Source organism: uncultured Actinomyces sp., from assembly GCF_963542285.1.
Classification (GTDB): domain Bacteria; phylum Actinomycetota; class Actinomycetes; order Actinomycetales; family Actinomycetaceae; genus Pauljensenia.
In genome coordinates this window covers 19,586-41,209 of record NZ_CAUTWQ010000001.1, presented here as the reverse complement: position 1 = coordinate 41,209, position 21,624 = coordinate 19,586, and the positions used below count along the sequence as shown (strand labels likewise).

Here is a 21,624-nt window from a genome sequence, read left to right as displayed (position 1 = left end):
AGCTCTACCCGGTGCATCGCTTGAGGAGAAGCGATGCACCGGGTTCTTCTTATTGCGAGGCCAGAGCAGCGGTTGGCGGCGTGTGAGCCGCACGCAGGGCAGGATAAAGTCCCGCGACTGCTCCAATCGCCAAGGGAGCACCCAAACCTGCGGCTATGACATACCAGGCGATGGTGACGGGCCAGCCGTATGCGATGCACATCCCCCAGGTGACAAGTGCTCCAATGACGCACCCAACGCAGCCACCGAGGAAGGAGAGGATCAAGGCCTCGGCAAGGAATTGGATGCAGATGTGCCCACGACGCGCCCCCAGTGAGCGCCTCAGTCCAATCTCTCGGCGCCTTTCTAGCACCGAGATAATCATGGTGTTCGCAACCCCGATTCCACCCACAAGCAGCGCGATCGATCCAACCCCCGCAAGCAGAGTTGTCAGAGTCTGATCCGCAGCATTTTGCGCGGCAAGGGCATCTGAAGGACGTGAAACTTTCAGCCCAGTTGCGCCCTGTGGGGCAAGGGTTGGGCCAAGCAATTCTCTGACCTGCTCGACCTGAGAATCCTCAGAGCGCTCATAGAGCGTCGTTGGCGTTTGGCCTGCGCCAAACAGCTTCTGGGCAATAGGTATACCAATGAGGGCTGCATGATCGAGTTCTTCTGCCAAAGGTGCCGGTTCAAGAATCCCCAGCACCGTAAAGGAAGTATTCCCAAGCCAGACCTGACCGCCCGGACTGTTCACGCCCAAGAGGCTGGCAGTCTGGGCTCCCAAAACCACTCCCGGATACTGCGATGTCGCTTCATTCAACCAAGCTCCGCGAGCGATTTTTCCCGACACAACGTCAAGGAGGTTAGTCGGAGCAGCCATCGTCAGGATTCCGCCCGTTGCATTCGGGTCAATCAGGCGTGAGCGATACACCGAAACACCCGAGAGCGTAGAGGTTGAAGAGGCGTCCTTCACGCCTGGAATCATCCGAATTCGACCGACTGAGTCTTCAGGGAGGACAAGATTGGCTCCCGATAGATCTGCGCCAGAACGAGCTGTCAGCATGTTGGTCCCAAGAGCCTGAAGCTGCTCATGAAGCTGAGCTTGAGAGGAAGCAGAAACCCCAACAACGCCGACCATCGCAGCGATACCGATGGCAATCCCCAAAGCGGACAAAACGGCACGCATTGGCCGCGCTCGCAAACCACTGACCCCAAGGCGCGCAACATCGCTGCCTCGTAGACGCGAGGAATGGACAACCTGAGTTTTGTCGCCGCTCACAAGATCACCTCACTACCGGAGTCTGAGACAACCCGACCATCACGGATCATGATTTGTCTGGGCAGTGAAGCAGCAAGATCATTGTCGTGAGTAATAACGATGATGGTCGTCCCCGCATCGTTCAACTCGCGAAGAAGCGAAACGATTGCATCCCCCGAACGCGAATCAAGATTTCCTGTGGGTTCATCGGCCAAGAGAAGAGCCGGCTCCCCGACAAGAGCTCGTGCGATCGCAACGCGTTGGCGCTCGCCTCCAGACATTTGATGGGGACGATGCTCAATACGGTGACCGAGCCCAACTTTTTCTAGGGCTTCACGCGCTTTTTCACGGCGCTGCGCCCGTGGAATCCCACGATAAAGAAGACCGTCGGCAACGTTGTCCAAGGCGCTCACTCCCGGAGAGAGGTGAAATTGCTGGAAAACAAACCCAATGAGAGAAGCACGAACACCCGATAGTTCAGCATCATTGAGGGAAGAAACATCCATACCATCGATCATTACCGAACCGGAATCGGGCCGATCGAGGGTACCAATCAGGTTCAACAGGGTTGATTTCCCAGACCCCGACGGGCCGACGATTGCGACGAATTCTCCCCTGCTGACGCTGAGACTCACTCCGTCGCACGCGTTAACCGGCGGCGATCCATATGAGCGACGAACTTCGCGCACTTCTAGCAGTGAATTCATCGGTTCGGCACCACCACGCGTTGTCCCTCGTGCAGATCATCAGAGGTGACTTCAACGCGATCCCCAGCGAATAAACCTGTCTGCACAGGAACGCGAACCGTCTTTCCATCGTCACCGATAACCTCGACTCCGAATTGATCAGGCGTAATGGCCACCAGAGCACCCAGCGGCACAGAAAGGACGTCCTTCTTCGTTTGCGAGGTAATACCCAGCGACACCGAGGCCTCTTGGAGCTTCTCTGTCGCTGAAGGATCATCGGGGGTCACAGTGATCGGGATAATGCGATCCTTTGTGGCTCCCTGCTGATCCGTACCCTCTGAGCTGGTTTTTTCTTTTGGCGGCTCGACAGAGGAAATTGAGCCCTTCGTTGTTTGCGCTCCCGGAAGACGAATCGTCACCGCGCTCCCAACGACACCGAGTGCCTGATCAGAAAGTTTGAGATTTGCCGAAATAATCTGCCTGGAAGACGAGGCCGCAAAGAGTTCCGTTCCATTTGCGGCACTATCTCCAACCCGCGCTTTGAGTGCGCCGATTCGAAGGTCTTCCGAAGCGAAGAGAACCTGCCCCAGCGGAAGGACTCCATCGCGTGTAACACCCAAGGACTTCTGCCATTGGCTGATCGCCGCTTGAGTGCGCCAATCGAAGTGAGAGTCGGCTTCTGCCGAGAAATATCCCAACTGTGCAAGAGACTCTTCTAATTGTTTGACGTCTTCACCGTCGCTCATTCCACTTTCAAAAGTACGCCACGCAGGCGTGTTTCCACGCAGCAGATAGGAGCTCTGTCCTCCAACTGTGTAGATGCGTTCGCCGAGTTTGATCGTCGAACCCGGAGTGGGAAGAGCCGTGATCACACCATCGAAGGCAGATTTCTGTATGTAGGAGTCCGCGTAGTGAAGGGTTCCCTGGACTGTTGTTTCGCCGATCAGATCACCGCGGGTAATCTCGGCGCTTGCTCCCGAGTATCCAGCTACATCAGAGGATGCTCCAGAGTTATGTGCGCAACCGCTCATACATGTGAGTGCAATCGCGGCAGCTAGGACACGTGCACCACCGCGACGCGATGAGGCGCAAGGAAGGATTTTCACTGTCCACCCCTGGGGTTCCCGAAGCACTTATTGACGGCATCAGTGGGGATATTTTCGATACTGACACCTTCGCCGGGCTTGGGGTCTTTGACGTCATAGCCAAGATCCCTGAGGCACTGTGCCCCCTTCACCAGCGCCTGGCGTGTAGCAGCATCATTGGTGAGGTCATCTTGCTCTCCGACCAGAGAAGAAACCTCTTGCATACACTTGTTGATCGCACCGTTAAATGCATCGGAAGTGTCGTTGAACTGATCGGGAGTAAGGCCGGTATCGGGGACATCGTAACCCTGTGCCCGCATACATTGTCCGAATGCAATATTTGCGTCTTTTGGAGAGGACGAGGCCGCGCTGGCTGTGCTTGCCGAGCCTTTACCGTGCGCCTGTGTTGTTTGGGATGAGGTTGTTCCTCCTTGACTGCAGGATGCGAGGAAGAAGGTCAGGGCGAGCGCACACAGCGCAAGCCGACGGGAGGGACGAGGATTCTGCATCGAATCTCCTGTTGTTTATAACGTTTTCGCATCGTTTGATAACGAATTGATAACATCCTACATCAGGAGCTTGTGAGAATCAATCCCATTAAGGATGAAAAGATCACAATTCTGACTGCGAGTACGCGGCCTTAATATCCTCGTGGTGACGAATAACTTCTTTAACCATAAAGTTCAAAAACTTTTCGGCAAAATCTGGATCCAGACCAGATTCTGCAGCGAGCGCCCGAAGACGTGCAATCTGGACCTGTTCTCGGGCGGGATCAGCGGGTGGAAGCTCATGAACCGCTTTAATAACACCCACTTTTTGAGTGCAACGGAAGCGCTCCGCAAGGATGTGAATCAGAGCAGCATCGATGTTATCGATCGTTTTACGCGCTTCGATCAGTTCGCTCGGTAGCCGATTCTCTGCCACTACTCCCCCAACCTACTTAGGCGCTCTGTACGGAAGCGGGTTCGGCCTCGTACAATTCAGCACTTCCCTGTCCAAGCACAGCCTCGCGAGTGACAAGGACACGGGAGACGTCATCACGCGAGGGAAGGTCAAACATCAAATCCGATAAAGTTGCTTCCATAACGGAAGAAAGGCCTCGCGCCCCCGTCTTACGCTTGTTCGCCAGCTCCGCGATGGCCAGCAAAGCCTCGTGAGTGAACTCCAAGGAAATGCCATCGAGCTCGAAGAGGTGCTGATACTGCGAGACCAAGCAATTCTTGGGCTCAGTCAATACTCGAACCAGATCTTCCTCAGAAAGTTCCTTAGTCGAGGTCAGCACGGGAAGACGACCAATAAATTCCGGAATCATGCCGAATTTGTGAAGGTCTTCGGCGGTGACAGATTCGTAAAGGTCACCCATTTCAGCAGAAGACTTCAATTCCGAACCGAAACCGGTGGAACGCTGGCCCAGACGAGCTTTGACGATTTCTTCAATTCCTGCGAATGCGCCGGCAGCAATGAAGAGGATTCCCGAGGTATCGATCTCAAGGAATTGCTGATGCGGGTGCTTGCGGCCACCCTGCGGAGGCACCGAGGCCACCGTTCCTTCGATAATCTTCAGAAGAGCCTGCTGCACGCCTTCACCTGAAACATCGCGAGTAATCGACGCGTTTTCACCCTTGCGGCCAATCTTGTCGATTTCATCAACGTAGATGATTCCGCGCTCGGCCTTCTTGATATCTCCGCCGGCTTCTTGGATCAAGCGGAGCAAGATGTTCTCAACGTCTTCACCCACGTAGCCGGCCTCGGTCAGAGCTGTCGCATCCACGATGGCGAAGGGAACATCCAAAAGTCGAGCCAAGCAGCGCGCCAAGTGAGTCTTACCAGTACCCGTAGGACCGAGAAGCAAGATATTTGACTTCGTGCCATACATATCTTCTTCATTGCCGGCCTCGCGCGAACGGACGCGCTTGTAATGGTTGTACACGGCCACTGAAAGCGCACGCTTCGCTCGATCCTGGCCGATTACCCAGGAGTCAAGGAAGTTATAGATTTCGCGAGGCTTGGGTAGAGGGAGAGATGAAGGCTGGTTTGTCGGCTCAGAGTCCTCGGCGATGATTTCATTACAAAGGTCGACGCACTCATTGCAGATGTAGACACCGGATCCACCAATGAGCTTGCGGACCTGTTTCTGGCTCTTTCCACAGAACGAGCACTTCAGGGCCTCTGCTCCGTCGGTTAAACGACTCACCTGCGCCTCCTGAAAACTATCCCAAAAAGTGGGCTTTTACTGGAATCTAGCCTAATTCACACGGTCCCTAACAGCGAATTGACGCGCGGAATCCGTAGTGTAAGACCGGTCATTGAATAGGGACGGGAGAGAGTGCCGAAACGCTCTCCCCCGCCTACCGTAAACAGCGACTGTTTACAATCGCACAGTTGTCAACTAGTTCTGCGCTTTACGAGAAGCCAAAACTTGGTCGATCAAACCGTATTCCTCAGCCTGAGCGGCGGTCAGGATCTTATCGCGCTCAATATCGCGGCGAACTTCCTCGACCGGCTTACCCGAGTGAGCAGAGAGCGTCTCTTCGAGCCACAGACGCATACGGTCAATTTCATCCGCAATAATCTGGATATCCGAGGCCTGTCCCTGCATGCCTTCCATTGCGGGCTGGTGGATCAGCACGCGAGCGTTGGGAAGAGCAAGGCGCTTACCGGGAGAACCAGCGGCCAAGAGGACTGCAGCGGCAGATGCTGCTTGGCCCAAGCAGACGGTCTGGACCTGCGGCTTGATGTACTGCATCGTGTCGTAGATCGCGGTCATTGCGGTGAATGAGCCACCGGGCGAATTGATGTACATCGTGATCAGCGAATCGGGATCTTGAGATTCAAGAACCAACAGCTGAGCCATGATGTCATCCGCACTGGCATCATCAACCTGCACACCCAAGAAGACAATACGGTCTTCAAAAAGCTTTGCGTAAGGGTCCTGGCGCTTGAAACCATATGCAGTGCGCTCTTCAAAGTTCGGAAGAACGTATCGTGCCTGAGGCATTTGGCGGGCAACTGCGTCGAAATAGGGCTGAGTGCTCATCAGTTTTCTCCTCCACGGTTGCCAATTTCCTGCGGGCTGTCGATAACCTGATCGACAAAGCCGTATTCCAGTGCTTCTTGAGCGGTAAACCAGTGGTCACGATCGCCATCGGCCTCAACCTGCTCGACAGACTTGCCGGTGCGCGCAGCGGTGATCTGAGCCAGTTCCTTCTTCATGCCCAAGATCAGATCCGCGTTAATGCGAATATCCGTTGCGCTACCGCCCGCGCCTCCCAAAGGCTGGTGGAGCAAAACACGAGTGTGCGGGGTGATGTAGCGCTTTCCGGGAGCGCCAGCAGTCAGCAGGAACTGCCCCATCGATGCAGCAAGGCCCATGCCGACAGTGACAACATCAGGCTTCACATACTGCATGGTGTCGTAAATAGCCATACCGGCGGTCACGGAACCACCAGGAGAGTTAATGTACAGGTAGATATCGCGTTCGGGATCTTCTGCAGCCAGCAACAGGAGCTGCGCACAGATCGCGTTTGCGTTGTCGTCTCGCACTTCGCCACCGAGCCAGATGATGCGCTCTTTCAGCAGGCGCTGGTAGACCGAATCTCCCAGTCCCATGGGCGTTTCATTTCCGCCCGAGGCTTGAATAGCCATTCACGCTCTCCTTACACATTGAGGGTCCGGTTCCACTCATGAAACCTCACTGGGTCCAAACTTATCGGTTCATCGAAGACTTGGCGCTCTAAAAGCACTCTTTTCGCTCAGGGCGCATGGAAAAGGTCAGAACACCAGGGGTGATAACACCAAGGCGGGTATGTAGTGTGGGCCGAAACTAAAAGGTTTCGGCCCACACCTCAGTCATGAATTCCGCGAGGCGGAAATCTCAGCGACGCTCGAGCTCACTCACTTCTCGTCGGCGATCTCGGCAGCGGCTTCCTCGACCTCTGCAACGGTCTCAGCTGCAGCCTCGGCAGCGGCTTCCTCATCGCCCTTACCGAGGAACTCGGAGAGGTCGACATCGTTGCCTGCGGTGTCCTTAACGGTAACCTCGCTGAGGACCTCGATCAGGGCCTTTGCACGTCCAAGATCGGCGACAACAGCGGAGATCTGCTGGGGATCAGAGAACAGGCGGTTGATGTCCATGCCGTAGTTCTGAGACATCTGGATCGCGTAATCGAAGAGCTCCTGCTGTCCGACCTGAACCTCGTTCTTCTTGGCGAGTTCTTCAGCCAGGATCTCGGTGCGGTATTCCTTCTCGATAGCCTCGCGAGCTTCCTTCTTTGCCTTTGCGGAAGCATCTTCTGCAACGCGGTGGCTGAGCTCGTGCTCGATAACCGACTCGGGAAGAAGAATTTCGGTGCGGGACAGAAGGTTCTCGACCAGACGATCGCGTGCCTGCAGTGCCTGCTGGGACTGCTTGGTCTGTGCGGCCTGCTTCTTAAGGTCTTCCTTCAGCTCGTCGATGGTGTCGAACTCGGAAACCATCTGAGCGAAATCATCGTCGGCCTCGGGAAGCTCGCGCTCCTTGACGGACTTAACGGTCAGGGTAACCTCTGCCTCTTCACCTTCGTGCTCGCCACCCTTGAGGGTCGAGGTGAAGGTCACGACATCGCCTGCGTGGGTCTTACGCAGTGCGGTGTCCTGACCATCGAGCATGGTGCCCGAGCCAATTTCGTAGGAAACGTCAGAAACGGAGTCAACCTCTTCACCATTGATGGTGGCAACCAGATCGATGGTCGCGAAGTCGCCGGTCTTAGCCTGACGCTTAATGGTCTTCAGGGATGCAAAACGTCCACGCAGCGCGTCAAGCTCTTCCTGAACGTCTTCGTCGGTAACCTCAACGGGATCAACCTCGATGACGGTGTCCTTGCCGTATTCGGGGAGATCGAATGCGGGAACGACGTCAACCTCAGCGGTGAAAACCAGCTGGCCGGTCAGTTCACCGGTGGTCGAGGGGATCTCGGTGACCTCAACCTCAGGCTGGGACATGGGGCGCAGTTCGTTCTCGGAAACAGCAGCGGAGTACTGACCGGGAAGAACCTCATTGACAACCTGCTCGATAACGGCTGCACGGCCGAAACGCTGGTCGATGATGCGAGCGGGAACGTGACCCTTACGGAAGCCGGGAATGGACACCTGATTGGCGATGCTCTTGTACGCCTTGTCCATCTCTGACTTCAGTTCCTCAACGGGGATTTCAACAGTCAGACGAACCTTTGTGGGCTCGAGGGTCTCAACAGTGCTCTTCACGTGGATTCTCCAGGTCTTTTCTTGGGCGCAAAATGCGCGTATTTCAACTGAACTAGCCTACAACAGCTCACGCCAAAGCTGCTAGCTGGCTGTCCGCTTTCACACTTTCCGCCGGCTACCGTCGCCAGCACAGTGTTCTTTCACTGACCGCACAAGTTCTTCATCTACGAGGCCACAACGACGTTGGCAATAAAACGACGTTGGCAATAAAACGACGCTGGCAATAAAACGACGTTGGCAATAAAAAGTCGGGGTGACAGGATTTGAACCTGCGACCCTCTGCTCCCAAAGCAGATGCGCTACCAAGCTGCGCTACACCCCGTGAGACGAATGTCTGCGCGTCCAATAATACGGGACTTCACCCTAAATTTCGCAATCGCAGAAATAATCAGGTAATATCAATCCGCACGCGGGTGTAGTTCAATGGCAGAACCTCAGCCTTCCAAGCTGATGGTGCGGGTTCGATTCCCGTCACCCGCTCAGAATAAAGGAGCCCCGGTTTTCCGGGGCTCCTTTCATCATTCACCAGAAAGCTCTCGCCTATTCTCGGTTCGCGTGCGCGTTCACTCGTCACCCAAAAGAACCTCACGCGGCACCTCGCCGTATCTCTTTGGAGTGCTAATCCCATACGCGAGTAGCGGTTGGTTTTCAAGCAAGGGCTCGATGTATAACCCAAGCAAGTCTTCACAGATTCCAGCTCGCTTCCCAAGATCATGCAGCGCAACGAGAATCTCATACACTGACTGTTCATCGAAAGGCCTGTAATCCCGCCGTATTTGCCACTTTGTCTTCTTCTGCAACGCGGGACTGTCTCGGACAGAGATGTTCCACAATCGACCATAGTGGGCAGTTCGATTACGCAGATAAACGAAAGAGCGGACTTGCGAAGGCAAAACTCTTCGAGTAGTTCCCAAAGAGCTTGCCATTGCATCCAGAACTCCAGATTCACCGGACGCTTCGATCATTCGCGAAAGCGTTCCAAAACTCAGTGCCTCAACTGCAACCCAAATTGGCGTCCTGTCATACGCCTGAGGTGCAAAATGTGAACCTTGTTTAATCTCATCCCGATAATGAGCAATAAATAAATCTTTACTCCTATCCAGATCAGACAATATTCGTTCTTGAATCAGAATTTCATCGACCGATGGAGGTTGCGTAAAGCCTTTTCCGTAGACAAAGGATTTTGACGGCGCAACGGATTCGCCATAGTGATGAGCAAAGCGAGTCCTCAGGAGGATCTCACACTTCGCGAGCAACTCCTTGCAAACGCTAGAGAGCTTTCTCTCGGCCTCATAGAGGCCATAAATCCTCTCAAAACTTGTTCCATCAATAAAGGAGTCATCACCGTAGCTTGGGTCTTTCTGCCAGTACCGAAAGTAACCCGAAAGACGGTAGTAGCTCACATAAGAAAGTAATTTTTCTGCGCGACTCGGATCCTCAACTTGCATGCCACGCCGAACGAGCAACTCAAGCTGATCACCGTAGCTGAGCCACGTTTTACCTAACGAGGTATCCATCAAACAGCGCCTTTGCTGGTAAAAATGGCCCCGGTCATTTGTGCATTACCCAAAGGGAAAGAGGCCTGACCGGGGCTCTGTTAAGACCAGTTTACAGTACACACAGCCTTCGAAGATGCAGTTTTTCTACGAGCAACGCATGCTGTACATCACGAAATCACAGCAGTAACCAGTTCCTAGAACGTCGATGTATCAATCACGAAGCGGTAGCGCACTTTCGAGGCCACAACTTTGTCATAGGCCTCGGTAATGGAATCACCGTCAATGATTTCAATGACGGGATGTACGTCGTGCTCAGCGCAGAAGTCCAGCATCTCCTGAGTTTCGGCAATACCACCGATCTGCGACCCTGCAACGACCTTGTTTCCATTGACCACAGCTCGCATGGGGATGACCATCGGGTTCTCGGGCAAACCAACGTCAACGAAGACACCGAAAGGCTTGAGCGCACGAATCAGTCCCGGGTAGTCCAGATCGTCCGCACTCACCGTGCAGATAATGAGGTCAAAAGACGAGGCCAGTGATTCGATAGTGCCTTCTTCTGCAGTTGCATAGAAAGCGGTGGCACCAAACTGACGCGCATCGGCTTCCTTTGAGCGACCATGCGAGATCACCGAAACTTCTGCCCCCATTGCGGCGGCAAGCTGAACGCCCATGTGCCCCAAGCCGCCCATACCGACAATGGCAACTTTCTTTCCCGGACCCGCACCCCAACGCCGCAGCGGTGAATACATGGTGATCCCGGCGCACATCAGTGGTGCAGCATGCTCTAAGGCCACAGCATCTGGCACGTGACAGGCGAAGTCTTCGCGAACCGTCATTGCCTGGGCATAACCACCAAAAGTCGGCTTCCCATCTGGGCCCGCTCGAAAAGTCCAATAGGCATGGGGATTGTCACAGAACTGCTCGTGACCATCGGTGCAGTACTCGCATTCTTTGCATGACCCCTGCAAACAACCAACACCAATGCGGTCCCCTACCTTGAATTTAGTGACGCCTTCGCCGAGCTTGGTCACCACGCCGGCAATCTCATGCCCGCCAACGAAAGGGTACGGGATAGGCCCCCATTCACTGCGTGCAGTGTGGATATCAGAGTGGCAGATTCCGGCATATTTAATGTCGAAAAGCACTTCACCCGGTCCGGGTTCACGAATATCAATCATCATGGGATGATATTGCGATCGCGCATCATCACAGGCATAGGCACGGACTTGAGGCATCCTAGACTCCTTTGTTTGTCCTCCCAGCGCTAAGCACCCCCGCCACACGGCACCTGCGGGAAGCCCTCTTACGCACGCATATTGCTCACATGTTAACACTCAAAACATATGAAAAAACCCTCAGAACCTTATGGTTCTGAGGGTTATACCGGGTGGCTGACGGGACTCGAACCCGCGACGTCCTGGACCACAACCAGGTGCTCTACCAACTGAACTACAGCCACCATTGAGCGCTGCGAAAAACGCAACGGGGAAACTCTAACATCTGGGCACGCCAAGTGAGAAATCGAAAAGCGAAGCGTGGTGATTGCCACGAATAGACATCCTCCCCCGCTTCGCAAGGAAACGAGGGAGGACCAAGGACAAGATCTACATCTCACCAGAAGGCGCGGGTAGAGATCGCATCAGCGAAGTTACCCAGCGCATCGGGTGTTGCCTCCAGGTAGAGGTCCGCGTCCACCAAGGACACCTCCATCACTCGGAAGGAGCCTTCACCATCGGGAACCAAGTCCACACGGTTGTAAAGAAGCAGCTCATCACGTCCCAAACGCGAACGCATGTACTCATGCAGCACCTGACGAATCTGCTCACCCCACTGCCATGTGGCGGTATCTGCGGGACGAGCGGTCACCACGGCCTCGTGCATGGAAGGGTCTGTGACCGAAGAGGGGTGCAATACCGCACGCTTCTCAACTGTGTGAGAAAGCAAACCGTTGAAGAAGACCATAGAGACCTCACCGTGGATGTCGATATCTTCTAGGTAGCGTTGGAGCATCACAGAACGGCCTTCATCAAGCAGTTCCATGGTTTGAGCCAAAGCCGCTTGACGCTGTGAGGTATCGATGGCGGTGTAACGACCGATATCGCGCACACCCGAAGAAACCGCTGGCTTCACAACGAAGTCGCCCAGAGCCGGGAAGCGCGAGTGAACTTGATGCTTCGAAAAACCATGCGAGGGCTCAAGCCAGGTCGTAGGAATAACAGGAAGCCCCAGCGCCTCCAAATCCTTCATGTAGTGTTTGTCGGTGTTCCACTCCATGACATCCGCATGGTTGAGCAAACGCGGCACTGAATTTGCCCAGTTAATAAATTCCTGACGTTGCGTTGCGTAATCCGAAACAGATCGGATCACACAGATCCCTGCTGCTTCCCAATCAACCGTGGGATCATTCCAAATAGCAATCTGGGGGTCCATTCCGCGCTCTGCAAGAGCGTCGGGAAGTCCACTTTCATTGGAGAAAAGTTCGGGCATATTCTCCGAGGTGACAAGGGTAACCTTGGGTTTTTTCGTCATAAAAATATCTTACCTTAGTCCCAAGGGGCGACTCATGGCTTCCTCCAACAGGGAGGTCACCAATTCGGTGTAGCTCAGTCCCGCTTCGCTCCACACACGCGGATACAACGACAAACGAGTAAAGCCAGGCATGGTGTTCACTTCATTCACGATGATCTCGTGGGTTGCATCGTTGTAGAAGAAATCGACACGGGCTAGGCCCTCGCATTCCAAGGCCTCGAAAGCCTTGAGTGCTGTTTCTTGAATACGAGCCGCATCTTCTTGCGGAACATCCGCCGGGCACATCAAGGAAATAGCATCCGTATCGACGTACTTCAGGGCGTAGTCGTAGAACTCGCCTTCAGGAACACCGATTTCACCCAAAGGTGCAGCCATCGAATCGCCGCCCGCAGGAACGCGCACACCGCACTCGACCTCACGACCATAGGCCATCGCCTCGACGATGATTCGCGGGTCGTTTGCGGCTGCTTCCTTGATGGCAAGGTCCAGCTGATCAGGGGAATCCACGCGCGAAATCCCAACCGAGGAACCACCTCGAGTGGGTTTGACGAAGACCGGGAAGCCCAAAGCTTCAATCCGCGAACGTACCTCCTGGGGATCGCGGGACCACTCCTTCTCGGTCACCAGTTCCCACCGGCCAACTGCAATCCCCGCCTCGGCAAGGACAGTCTTCGTTAAGTGCTTATCCATTGAAACCGCGCTGGAGGTAACACCACAACCGACGTAACGTACATTTGCCATCTCGAAAAGACCCTGGATCGTTCCGTCTTCGCCATAAGGACCGTGCAGAAGCGGAAGCACAACATCGATAACACCCAGATCTTCAACACTGACAATCCGAGCATCATCGTCTTCGGGAGTGCGGTCGTAGGTAGTTTCAACCAAACGAGCAAGTCCGGGAAGCAGGCTCACGCGACTGAGTCCCGGCTGAATAGTCGTATTCGAGGCCGTGCGCAGATCGACAAGCTCAGGCTTGCTATCGACGTGCACCCATTGGCCGTCTCGGGTGATTCCAACCGCAAGCACATCGAAGCGTTCGCGATCGATCGCACGAAGAACACCGGCAGCGGTCGCACAGGACACCAGGTGCTCACTAGAGCGTCCGCCGAAAACAACGAGGACGCGAGGACGTTTGACTTCACTCATGGCCTTAACCCTACCGCGTGGCCAGCCCATACCGTCATTCTTCTCATGCCCGCGTCATTCGATGTTGAACACACTCAGGGTTTCAATCCGGTATCGACTTTGCCAAAGGCCAAGGTTCCACTCCCCGACGCAGTCCGCCCACATTAGGATGGGGGAAGTCAAACTCGTAGATCGCTCAAGGAGGAGATCGTGAAGGCGCGTCATTTTTCATCTCTATGCGCACTAGTCCTTCTAGCCACGCTCAGCGGATGCTCCCCAACTCCCACCCCCTCGACAAACAGCTCAGCTACGGCCTCGGCAAGCGAAAGTGCGTCTTCCTCCCCCACTCCCGAGGCCACGCCCTCTTCCACCCCTACTCTTGAGAATCGGGAAGAAATTCCCTCGCGGAAGGCATCCCTCACGCAGGGTAAAGAGGACGCAAATCACGCACCGGTCTTTCACGACCTGCGCGTCGGCGAACACGATACTTTCTACAGGGTCGTCGTTGAGTTCACGGGAAGCGACGATGTGGGATGGCAAGGAAGGTGGACGACTTCCCCAGCAACCCAGGGTAAAGGCGATCCAATTGATCTAGGGACGCCAATTTACCTTGAGTTGTCCTTGGAAGGCGGAGCCATGCCCGTCAGCGAAGAACTCCAAAAAGACTACTACAAGGGCGAAAGAACCAAGGAAATCGGGCCGATTCGCGTACGCGAAGATGGAACCTTTGAGGCGAATACGCATATCGTGATCGGAATGGATCACAAGCGCGAGGTGACTTTGAGCGCGCTCAGCAACCCCTCGCGCGTGGTGATTGATATTGCGAAGTAAGAAGTAAGGGGTTTAGATCTCCACCCGCTTCTTCAGTTTGCGATCCCACACGCCCTGCGGGGCATCTTCGCCGCGAAGAGCAGCGACCTGATCAATCATCGCGCGCTGAATGCGTGCGGTTGCTTCATCAACAGCGTGATGATCAGCAGAACCGGTGTCATGGCGAAGGTCATCCAGCTCGATTGGCTGGCCAATGCGCACGCTCACTTTACGTTGGGGACGAAAATCGATCAGCGCCGATCCCGAACGCATAATTTTTTGCTCTCCCCAGTGGATGAAGGGAATAACATCAACCCCCGTGTCCAGAGCAAGACGCGCAGCACCGGTCTTAATGCGCATCGGCCACTCATCAGGGTCAGTGGTCAAGGTGCCTTCGGGGTAAATTGCCACGCATTCGCCATCGCGAAGCGCCTTCGCTGCCGAGGCCAAAATCGCCCCCGGTTCCTTCGACTTTCGATCGACCGGAAGCAGTTGCATCCGACGCATAGCCCCGCCCAAAAGCGGGACCTTGAATAGCTCTGACTTGGCCATAATGCGCACGGGAACGTCCGCTTTCATCATGACCCACAGCAAGCAGACCGCATCAATGTTTGACAGGTGATTACATACCAGCAGGTATCCGCGGTCCTTGGGAAGATTTTCAAGACCTTGGACGTCAATCTTCATCCACGGAACCATGAAGCTGCGGAAAACGCCTCGCGCGAAACGGTAGAAACCTGTGAGTCGGTGAGTCATGTGTGTAGTTTATCCAAGCAAGGTGCTGGGGCCAAAGATCAACAAGGCAGCTGGAACAAGCAACAAGTTCGCGCTAACTCCCGCTGCTTTAAACAAAGACGCGGAAAACCTCAGGGCTGACCGAGATTTCAAGTGGACCTTCTCCCACTTGGTCGCCGTCTCCCATTGCAACTAACCCGGCACTATCCCAGATCTTGACGCTGGTGACCTGTTCGACGTGAAGGATCGGATCATCGACTTTTCGCATTGCAAGGACCCGTGCAAGGACACGAATCGCGTGGCGCTTCGGTACCGGGTCCACGGTGAGAAGTTCCAGACGACCATCACTGGGATTGGAACTAGGAACGATATTGATCCCACCTCCAAACCATCCGGAATTAGAGACTGAAACAAGCCACCCCCGGATTCGCCTTCGCGTCCCATCTACTTCTATTTCCATGGTTTTGGGGTGGAACTGCTGAAGGGCACGCAAGGCACCCCAAGCGTAAGCGAAAGTACCTGAGGCAATAGATGTGTCATTTGCGATCTGGTTCGCCACAGCATCCAAGCCGAAAGAAACAATTCCCAGCACCTGAGCCGGTTTTTCTTCGAGGTCCTCGCCTTCGAGGTCCTTGCTAGGAGACGGCGGCCGTTGCCCGCCGGCAACTTGCCCGTCATTTGCCCTATTGAGCGCGCGTACCTGCATTGCGTCGACACCTCTGATCCGAGGATGCTCCCCCGCGTCCTCAGCACAGATTTCCGAGGCCATTGGCAGGCTCCGCACATGCGCGACCGCGTCAGTCCCAATTCCAAGGCAACGGCACAGATCATTTCCTCTTCCTCCGGGAAGAGCAATCACCACTCCCCCGCGCGCCCCCACCTGAGTAGCAATGCGAGCGATGTAGCCATCACCGCCTAATACTGCAACCCAGTGATTGGTGCATGCTGCCGCCAAAGCTGCCGGATCATCCGAGCGGTGAGTAACTCGAACGTCAACGTTCCACCCTTGGGAGCGTAAAAGTGCTGCTACCTGGGGAGCTCGACGTAGCGCGCGGCCTCTCCCGGAAAGGGCGGAGACAAATAGCTTCAGTTTGGGTTGGGATGACTGATCCACGACTGCGACCTTCGACAGGTGTGTCAGTCTTCGTATTCCACGCGAGCATTGAGCTCACGAAGCTTGCGAATAAAGTGCTCGTAACCGCGGGAAATGACATCAATTCCTGACACAGTCGATGTACCGGTCGCGGTCAATGCTGCAATCAGGTGTGAGAATCCGCCGCGCAGATCCGGAACGACAATATCAGCGGCATGCAGCGGAGTCGGTCCCGAAATTACTGCTGAGTGGTAGTAGTTCTTCTGACCAAAACGACAGGGTGTTCCACCCAAGCACTCGCGATACACCTGGATATTTGCGCCCATCTGACGCAGTGCAGAGGTAAACCCAAAACGGTTTTCGTACACCGTTTCGTGGACGATCGATAGTCCTTCTGCTTGAGTGAGGGCGACAACCAGCGGTTGCTGCCAGTCGGTCATGAAGCCGGGGTGAACCGCAGTTTCCAGGGCGATGGAGTGGAGTTCGCCGCCGGGGTGGTAGAAACGAATACCTTCTGAATCGATATCAAATGCGCCGCCGACCTTTCGGAAAGTATTGAGGAAGGTCGTCATATCTGGCTGATGCGCGCCGCGAACGTAAATATCACCGCGGGTCGCAAGAGCTGCGGCGCCCCAAGAGGCGGCCTCGATACGATCAGGCAGAGCGGTGTGGCGGTACCCGCTCAGGGACTCCACACCCTCGATACGGATAGTGCGGTCAGTGTCGACAGAAATAATGGCGCCCATCTTCTGCAAAACATTGATGAGGTCCATGATTTCCGGCTCGATGGCAGCGCCCTTCAGCGTGGTAATTCCATCGTTGCGAACCGCAGTCAGCAGAGTCTGCTCGGTTGCACCAACGGAGGGGAAGGGCAGCTCAATAATCGCACCGTGGAGACCGGAAGTAGGACGCTTGATATGGACCCCTTCGGGCTGCTTATCAACGATTGCACCGAACTTACGCAGAGTTTCCAGGTGGAAGTCGATGGGACGGCCACCAATTGCGCAGCCACCCAGTTCAGGAATGAAGGCTTCACCCAACTGATGAAGAAGCGGGCCACAGAACAAGATCGGGATGCGCGAGGCCCCGGCGAGAGTGTCGATATCAGAACGTGAAGCAACACGTACCTGCGAAGGATCCATCCGCAGCGAACCGCGTTCTTGATCGTAATCAACCTTGACACCGTGAAGGGAAAGGAGGTCAGATACGACGTCGACGTCACGAATCAAGGGAACGTTGTACAGCTCGGAGGGAGTATCTGCGAGCAGCGACGCAACCATTGCTTTGGGGACAAAGTTCTTCGCCCCGCGGACGGTAATGGTCCCCTCAAGGGGGTGGCCACCTTCAACTCGAAGTTTCGAGGACATAGTAATGCTCTCCTAGCTGTCGACTTCTGTGACCACTTTAGAGCAGCACGCCATCATCTGCGTGCGCTTAGCGCATCTTGCGCGCGTGGCGAATTACTCACCTTCTGCGGGACGCGCGGAAACAACCGGCTCCGAAGGCAAGGTCTTGGCCGGCAGAGTCTTCGGTTTAAAGGAGGGACGACGCTCTTCATAAGCGGTGATCTCGGCCTCGTGACGAAGGGTCAGGGCAATATCATCCAGACCTTCCATGAGCGTCCAGCGCACATAGTCATCAATATCGAAAGTGCAGGTGAAGTCGCCAAGGGTCGCGGTCTTGTCCTCAAGCGAAACGGTGATTTGCGCACCGGGATTCGCATCGAGCAGATCCCAGAGCTTTTCACAGTCTGCTTCGCTAATGATTCCTGTCACCAAGCCCTGCTTGCCTGCATTTCCTCGGAAAATATCAGCAAACTTCGGTGCGAGAACGACCTTGAAACCATAGTCACGCAGTGCCCAGACCGCGTGTTCACGCGAGGAACCAGTGCCAAAATCAGGTCCGGCAATCAGAACGCTGCCTTGGTTGTAGGGTTCACGGTTCAAGATGAACTCTGGGTCGCGACGCCATGCATAGAACAGAGCGTCATCAAATCCAGTCTTGGTCACGCGCTTCAAGAAAACCGCAGGGATGATCTGGTCGGTGTCAACATTTGAACGGCGCAGCGGAACGCCAATACCCGTGTGCGAAATGAACTTTTCCATGAGTTTTCCTTCGAATGTGTATCAGCGAATTCTTAGTCGTCCAGGTCGGCCGGAGAGGATAGAGTGCCGCGAATAGCGGTGGCTGCCGCGACCAGAGGAGAGACCAAGTGGGTCCGCGAAAGCTTTCCTTGGCGGCCCTCAAAGTTTCGGTTTGATGTCGAGGCCGAACGCTCCTGAGGAGCAAGCTGGTCGGGGTTCATTCCCAGACACATCGAGCAGCCGGCATTACGCCATTCCGCACCGAACTCAGTGAAGATCTTGTCCAGGCCTTCAGCTTCCGCTTGCAGGCGCACCCGAGCAGAACCGGGGACAACCAGCATCCTGAGCCCCGGAGCCTTGGTGTGTCCCTCAATGACCTTTGCAGCGGCACGCAGGTCTTCAATACGCCCATTGGTGCACGATCCCAAGAAAACTGTATCGATCTTGATATCGCGCATGGGAGTACCAGCTTCAAGCCCCATGTAATCCAAAGCCTTCTGCGCTGCGGCTCGCTTGATTTCGTCCTCAAAGTCATCCGGGTTGGGAACGCTGCCCGAGAGCGGGACACCCTGTCCGGGGTTTGTCCCCCAGGTAACAAAGGGCTCCAAGTCCTCAGCATTCAGGACCACCTCGGCGTCAAAGACCGCATCTTCATCTGAGTGCAAGGTCTTCCAGTACTCCAGGGCACGATCCCATTCTTCGCCTTCGGGTGCGTGCGGACGTCCCTTCAGGTATTCGAAGGTTGTTTCATCGGGAGCAACCATTCCCGCTCGCGCACCCGCTTCGATGGACATATTGCAGATCGTCATGCGACCTTCCATCGAGAGTTCGCGGATTGCCTGGCCACGGTACTCAAGGACGTATCCCTGTCCCCCACCTGTTCCAATCTTCGCGATCACGGCAAGGATGATGTCCTTCGCAGTAGCCCCCTTTGGCAGTGAGCCATTGACGGAAATAGCCATGGTCTTAAAAGGAGCCATCGGCAGTGTTTGAGTCGCCAGGACGTGTTCGACCTGGCTGGTGCCAATACCCATTGCCAGTGCACCGAATGCTCCGTGGGTTGATGTATGCGAGTCACCGCAAACAATGGTCATACCCGGTTGGGTGAGTCCCAACTGGGGACCGACAACGTGAACGATTCCTTGGTCGGCATCGCCCAGCGAATGCAGGCGGATACCGAATTCCTTGGCATTCTTGCGCAGGGTGTCGATTTGCGTACGACTGGTGATATCAGCGATCGGCAGGTCGATATTGACCGTAGGAGTGTTGTGGTCCTCGGTTGCAATCGTGAGGTCAGGGCGACGGACCTGGCGTCCGGCCATGCGCAGACCATCAAATGCCTGCGGACTGGTCACCTCGTGGACCAAGTGCAGGTCGATGTACAGAAGATCGGGCGCACCGTTTTCACCGTGCACTACGACGTGATCAGCCCAAACCTTTTCGGCCAGCGTTCCGCTCATTTCCCGCTCCTTCATCGACTTCTTTCTTCCCATGATTGACACTTCCAGGAGAGTTGGACTTGATATCTCATTTAATGAGATGTGAAAATGTGTTCATGGAGGACTCAGAAGCCTTTGGAAGTGGTGTCGGCGTTCTGGATAAAGCCGCACTGGTTTTGAGCGCACTTGAAGCAGGCCCGGCCCCCCTGGCCCAATTGGTTGCAACGACAGGTTTGGCGCGACCCACTGCGCATCGCCTCGCAGTTGCACTGGAATATCACCGTTTCGTTGCGCGCGACATGCAGGGACGTTTCGTCTTAGGGCCACGCCTTCAAGAACTTGCTTCCTCTGCGGGTGAAGATCGCCTTCTTGCAGCTGCAATGCCAGTCCTCGTTGCGCTTCGCAACCACACGAAGGAATCCACTCAGCTTTTCCGCCGCCAAGGCGACTTCCGAGTGTGCGTTGCAGCTTCCGAACGCGAGATGGGCCTTCGCGACTCCATCCCCGTTGGCGCGACATTGACCATGAAGGCAGGTTCCGCTGCCCAAGTCCTTCTTGCATGGGAAGAACCCGATCGTCTTCACCGAGGCCTCTACGGCGCCTCTTTCAATGCGACGATGCTTGCTCAAGTTCGTCGCCGAGGCTGGGCGCAGTCGGTTGCAGAACGTGAGCCCGGCGTCGCTTCAGTTTCCGCCCCCGTTCGAGGTCCTTCGGGTCGCGTGCTGGCCGCAGTGACCATTTCGGGTCCTGTTGAGCGCATGGGACGTCAGCCTGGCCGTCAGCATGGTCCTTCTGCCGTTGCTGCAGCTAACAGACTCTCCGATTTCTTGCGTTCCGCAGAAGGAATGGAAGACTAAACTCCCATCGAGGCCAGTTCCTGAGCTCGGCGGTAGTAGTTTTCCGTTGCCTCAATGACTTTCCCCCATGTAAAGGGGAAATCTTCACTGCGATTATGCTCGTGAATACGTTCAAGCTGTGCAGGAGACTCAAGCACAGATACGAGCGCTTCGATCATCTCGTCATCATTGTCGAGACACCAACCATTGAGGCCATTTTCAACGACTTCCGCAAGTCCAGACTGTGAACGTGTCATTACTGCAAGCCCCGAGGCCAAGGCCTCGCGTCCAGCGATAGAGGCAGATTCCTTCACCGAAGGCGCAAGGAAAATATCGGAACGCGCATACAGGTCCTGGAGCTGCATCGCACTCAGACGTCCCGGTAGAAGCAGCCAATCCCCCAGCCCACTGCGCTCAACGCGGCGCTGAATACCGTCGAAAAGCGGACCTTCACCCGCAACTACTGCGCGCAGGGGGAAATCACCGCGGTGGCCTCGGGAATAATAATCCCAGCGGCGCCGGGTTTCAGAAAGGATGTCAATCAGGGCATCCACGCGCTTACGCGGAGCAAAACGCGTGGCAGTGACCGCAACGATGCCTTGGTGGGCAACAGGCGGACGCTGCCAGGGCGCGACGTCTACGCCATTATGCAAGGTTGAAACACAGATGTCTGGCCCCAAGACCTGGCGAATTTGCTCATTGACCAGCTCAGAGACACCTGTCCACATAATCGGTGCCTTCGACAACCCTGTGCGCCTTGCGATGGCACGGAAGGCCGGGATTGTCACGCGAGGATCCCACAGAGAATGCACGGTGACGACCTGCGGAATCCTCGAATCCTTTAAGTTCAGAAGCACCGACTGAACAACCGGAGTCAGCTCACCCATGTGGTAGTGGACAACATCGGGATTAAAACGCCGAATGAAGTCGGTAAAGCGACGGGGAGCTTTGGGATCAATCGGCGCATTGAAAGGATTGCGCCACGAGGAACGCAGCACCGGATAGGGGGACGTGGACAGCGCGTCACCCTCGGGAGTACAGGTCAGAACGACAATATCGTGGCCTCGGGCATGAAGATGGTCGGCAAGTGCACCGACCTGAGTTTCAATTCCTCCCATAGTCGGGCGGAAGGTGTCAGAGACCAAAACAATGCGCATGGTGTCATTCTCGCATGCTTGACGCGCAGGACTTGGGTAGCAATCTGTGGATAACAAAAAACAGG

Annotated in this window: 21 protein-coding genes and 3 tRNA genes; 3 read left to right on the top strand and 21 right to left on the bottom strand. The window is 55.2% G+C overall.

The features are described 5' to 3' along the window. Nucleotides 1–49 precede the first annotated feature (49 nt). From RW023_RS00230 to RW023_RS00185, 10 genes are all read right to left on the bottom strand, one after another. Nucleotides 50–1,165 carry an ABC transporter permease gene (locus RW023_RS00230; protein WP_315579500.1) on the bottom strand — a complete coding sequence of 372 codons (1,116 nt, stop codon included), beginning with the start codon at nucleotides 1,163–1,165 and terminating at the stop codon, nucleotides 50–52. Between the two features lie 89 nt (nucleotides 1,166–1,254). Further along, a complete protein-coding gene (locus RW023_RS00225; protein ID WP_291457851.1) occupies nucleotides 1,255–1,944 on the bottom strand; it encodes an ABC transporter ATP-binding protein in 690 nt (229 codons plus the stop codon). Continuing rightward, entirely contained in the window at nucleotides 1,941–2,954 is a 1,014-nt protein-coding gene (locus RW023_RS00220; RefSeq protein ID WP_315579499.1) for a peptidoglycan-binding protein, read from the bottom strand. Before RW023_RS00220 ends, RW023_RS00225 begins: the two co-directional genes overlap by 4 nt. 71 nt (nucleotides 2,955–3,025) lie before the next feature. Beyond that, nucleotides 3,026–3,517 carry a hypothetical protein gene (locus RW023_RS00215; RefSeq protein ID WP_315579331.1) on the bottom strand — a complete coding sequence of 164 codons (492 nt, stop codon included), beginning with the start codon at nucleotides 3,515–3,517 and terminating at the stop codon, nucleotides 3,026–3,028. A 103-nt stretch (nucleotides 3,518–3,620) separates the two neighbouring features. Next, nucleotides 3,621–3,932: a chorismate mutase gene (locus RW023_RS00210; protein WP_315579330.1), complete on the bottom strand. Its 312-nt coding sequence runs from the start codon at nucleotides 3,930–3,932 to the stop codon at nucleotides 3,621–3,623. A gap of 16 nt (nucleotides 3,933–3,948) precedes the next feature. After that, nucleotides 3,949–5,202, bottom strand: a complete 1,254-nt coding sequence (gene clpX / locus RW023_RS00205) for an ATP-dependent Clp protease ATP-binding subunit ClpX (protein WP_315579329.1) — start codon at nucleotides 5,200–5,202, stop codon at nucleotides 3,949–3,951. A 195-nt stretch (nucleotides 5,203–5,397) separates the two neighbouring features. After that, nucleotides 5,398–6,045 (bottom strand): ATP-dependent Clp protease proteolytic subunit, encoded by a 648-nt coding sequence (locus tag RW023_RS00200; RefSeq protein WP_009409081.1) that lies wholly within the window; start codon nucleotides 6,043–6,045, stop codon nucleotides 5,398–5,400. Beyond that, entirely contained in the window at nucleotides 6,045–6,653 is a 609-nt protein-coding gene (locus RW023_RS00195; RefSeq protein WP_315579328.1) for an ATP-dependent Clp protease proteolytic subunit, read from the bottom strand. Before RW023_RS00195 ends, RW023_RS00200 begins: the two co-directional genes overlap by 1 nt. A 249-nt stretch (nucleotides 6,654–6,902) precedes the next feature. Then, nucleotides 6,903–8,249 carry a trigger factor gene (tig, locus tag RW023_RS00190; protein ID WP_315579327.1) on the bottom strand — a complete coding sequence of 449 codons (1,347 nt, stop codon included), beginning with the start codon at nucleotides 8,247–8,249 and terminating at the stop codon, nucleotides 6,903–6,905. A gap of 248 nt (nucleotides 8,250–8,497) precedes the next feature. Further along, nucleotides 8,498–8,571: transfer RNA gene (locus RW023_RS00185), tRNA-Pro, on the bottom strand. An 87-nt stretch (nucleotides 8,572–8,658) separates the two neighbouring features. Between RW023_RS00185 and RW023_RS00180 the strand changes: the two genes are divergently transcribed. After that, nucleotides 8,659–8,729: transfer RNA gene (locus RW023_RS00180), tRNA-Gly, on the top strand. 83 nt (nucleotides 8,730–8,812) lie between these two features. Here the strand turns inward: RW023_RS00180 and RW023_RS00175 are convergent. From RW023_RS00175 to RW023_RS00155, 5 genes are all read right to left on the bottom strand, one after another. Continuing rightward, a complete protein-coding gene (locus RW023_RS00175) occupies nucleotides 8,813–9,766 on the bottom strand; it encodes an Abi family protein (RefSeq protein ID WP_315579326.1) in 954 nt (317 codons plus the stop codon). Between the two features lie 176 nt (nucleotides 9,767–9,942). Next, complete coding sequence (locus RW023_RS00170) at nucleotides 9,943–10,986, bottom strand: NAD(P)-dependent alcohol dehydrogenase (protein WP_315579325.1); 1,044 nt, start codon at nucleotides 10,984–10,986, stop codon at nucleotides 9,943–9,945. 151 nt (nucleotides 10,987–11,137) lie between these two features. Further along, nucleotides 11,138–11,210, bottom strand: a tRNA-His gene (locus RW023_RS00165). 152 nt (nucleotides 11,211–11,362) lie between these two features. Next, nucleotides 11,363–12,280, bottom strand: a complete 918-nt coding sequence (locus RW023_RS00160) for a glutathione synthetase (protein WP_315579324.1) — start codon at nucleotides 12,278–12,280, stop codon at nucleotides 11,363–11,365. A 9-nt stretch (nucleotides 12,281–12,289) separates the two neighbouring features. Beyond that, nucleotides 12,290–13,426, bottom strand: a complete 1,137-nt coding sequence (locus tag RW023_RS00155; protein ID WP_315579323.1) for a D-alanine--D-alanine ligase family protein — start codon at nucleotides 13,424–13,426, stop codon at nucleotides 12,290–12,292. A 189-nt stretch (nucleotides 13,427–13,615) separates the two neighbouring features. Between RW023_RS00155 and RW023_RS00150 the strand changes: the two genes are divergently transcribed. Continuing rightward, on the top strand, nucleotides 13,616–14,236 hold the full coding sequence (locus RW023_RS00150) for a hypothetical protein (protein ID WP_315579322.1): 621 nt from the start codon (nucleotides 13,616–13,618) through the stop codon (nucleotides 14,234–14,236). A 12-nt stretch (nucleotides 14,237–14,248) separates the two neighbouring features. Here the strand turns inward: RW023_RS00150 and RW023_RS00145 are convergent, their stop codons facing one another. From RW023_RS00145 to leuC, 5 genes are all read right to left on the bottom strand, one after another. Beyond that, nucleotides 14,249–14,971 carry a lysophospholipid acyltransferase family protein gene (locus RW023_RS00145; protein ID WP_315579321.1) on the bottom strand — a complete coding sequence of 241 codons (723 nt, stop codon included), beginning with the start codon at nucleotides 14,969–14,971 and terminating at the stop codon, nucleotides 14,249–14,251. An 88-nt stretch (nucleotides 14,972–15,059) separates the two neighbouring features. Further along, entirely contained in the window at nucleotides 15,060–16,064 is a 1,005-nt protein-coding gene (locus RW023_RS00140) for a diacylglycerol kinase family protein (RefSeq protein ID WP_315579320.1), read from the bottom strand. Between the two features lie 23 nt (nucleotides 16,065–16,087). Continuing rightward, on the bottom strand, nucleotides 16,088–17,410 hold the full coding sequence (gene murA / locus RW023_RS00135) for a UDP-N-acetylglucosamine 1-carboxyvinyltransferase (RefSeq protein ID WP_315579319.1): 1,323 nt from the start codon (nucleotides 17,408–17,410) through the stop codon (nucleotides 16,088–16,090). 93 nt (nucleotides 17,411–17,503) lie between these two features. Further along, nucleotides 17,504–18,148, bottom strand: coding sequence for a 3-isopropylmalate dehydratase small subunit (leuD, locus tag RW023_RS00130; protein WP_315579318.1), 645 nt, complete (start codon nucleotides 18,146–18,148; stop codon nucleotides 17,504–17,506). A 32-nt stretch (nucleotides 18,149–18,180) separates the two neighbouring features. Beyond that, nucleotides 18,181–19,587 (bottom strand): 3-isopropylmalate dehydratase large subunit, encoded by a 1,407-nt coding sequence (gene leuC / locus RW023_RS00125; RefSeq protein ID WP_315579317.1) that lies wholly within the window; start codon nucleotides 19,585–19,587, stop codon nucleotides 18,181–18,183. 95 nt (nucleotides 19,588–19,682) lie between these two features. On the opposite strand from leuC, the gene RW023_RS00120 reads away from it, so the two are divergent. Then, a complete protein-coding gene (locus RW023_RS00120) occupies nucleotides 19,683–20,423 on the top strand; it encodes an IclR family transcriptional regulator (RefSeq protein ID WP_009409067.1) in 741 nt (246 codons plus the stop codon). Here the strand turns inward: RW023_RS00120 and RW023_RS00115 are convergent. Continuing rightward, a complete protein-coding gene (locus RW023_RS00115; RefSeq protein ID WP_315579316.1) occupies nucleotides 20,420–21,559 on the bottom strand; it encodes a glycosyltransferase family 4 protein in 1,140 nt (379 codons plus the stop codon). The genes RW023_RS00120 and RW023_RS00115 overlap by 4 nt on opposite strands. Nucleotides 21,560–21,624 lie beyond the last annotated feature (65 nt).

What these genes read in the sequence shown, in the direction of transcription:
- RW023_RS00115 (WP_315579316.1), bottom strand. Translation starts at nt 21,559, where the DNA reads ATGCGCATTGTTTTGGTCTCTGACACCTTCCGCCCGACTATGGGAGGA.
- RW023_RS00170 (WP_315579325.1), bottom strand. Translation starts at nt 10,986, where the DNA reads ATGCCTCAAGTCCGTGCCTATGCCTGTGATGATGCGCGATCGCAATAT.
- leuC (WP_315579317.1), bottom strand. Translation starts at nt 19,587, where the DNA reads ATGAGCGGAACGCTGGCCGAAAAGGTTTGGGCTGATCACGTCGTAGTG.
- RW023_RS00160 (WP_315579324.1), bottom strand. Translation starts at nt 12,280, where the DNA reads ATGACGAAAAAACCCAAGGTTACCCTTGTCACCTCGGAGAATATGCCC.
- leuD (WP_315579318.1), bottom strand. Translation starts at nt 18,148, where the DNA reads ATGGAAAAGTTCATTTCGCACACGGGTATTGGCGTTCCGCTGCGCCGT.
- RW023_RS00200 (WP_009409081.1), bottom strand. Translation starts at nt 6,045, where the DNA reads ATGAGCACTCAGCCCTATTTCGACGCAGTTGCCCGCCAAATGCCTCAG.
- RW023_RS00230 (WP_315579500.1), bottom strand. Translation starts at nt 1,165, where the DNA reads ATGCGTGCCGTTTTGTCCGCTTTGGGGATTGCCATCGGTATCGCTGCG.
- RW023_RS00220 (WP_315579499.1), bottom strand. Translation starts at nt 2,954, where the DNA reads ATGAGCGGTTGCGCACATAACTCTGGAGCATCCTCTGATGTAGCTGGA.
- RW023_RS00195 (WP_315579328.1), bottom strand. Translation starts at nt 6,653, where the DNA reads ATGGCTATTCAAGCCTCGGGCGGAAATGAAACGCCCATGGGACTGGGA.
- RW023_RS00155 (WP_315579323.1), bottom strand. Translation starts at nt 13,426, where the DNA reads ATGAGTGAAGTCAAACGTCCTCGCGTCCTCGTTGTTTTCGGCGGACGC.
- RW023_RS00225 (WP_291457851.1), bottom strand. Translation starts at nt 1,944, where the DNA reads ATGAATTCACTGCTAGAAGTGCGCGAAGTTCGTCGCTCATATGGATCG.
- RW023_RS00120 (WP_009409067.1), top strand. Translation starts at nt 19,683, where the DNA reads ATGGAGGACTCAGAAGCCTTTGGAAGTGGTGTCGGCGTTCTGGATAAA.
- RW023_RS00215 (WP_315579331.1), bottom strand. Translation starts at nt 3,517, where the DNA reads ATGCAGAATCCTCGTCCCTCCCGTCGGCTTGCGCTGTGTGCGCTCGCC.
- RW023_RS00145 (WP_315579321.1), bottom strand. Translation starts at nt 14,971, where the DNA reads ATGACTCACCGACTCACAGGTTTCTACCGTTTCGCGCGAGGCGTTTTC.
- RW023_RS00175 (WP_315579326.1), bottom strand. Translation starts at nt 9,766, where the DNA reads ATGGATACCTCGTTAGGTAAAACGTGGCTCAGCTACGGTGATCAGCTT.
- murA (WP_315579319.1), bottom strand. Translation starts at nt 17,410, where the DNA reads ATGTCCTCGAAACTTCGAGTTGAAGGTGGCCACCCCCTTGAGGGGACC.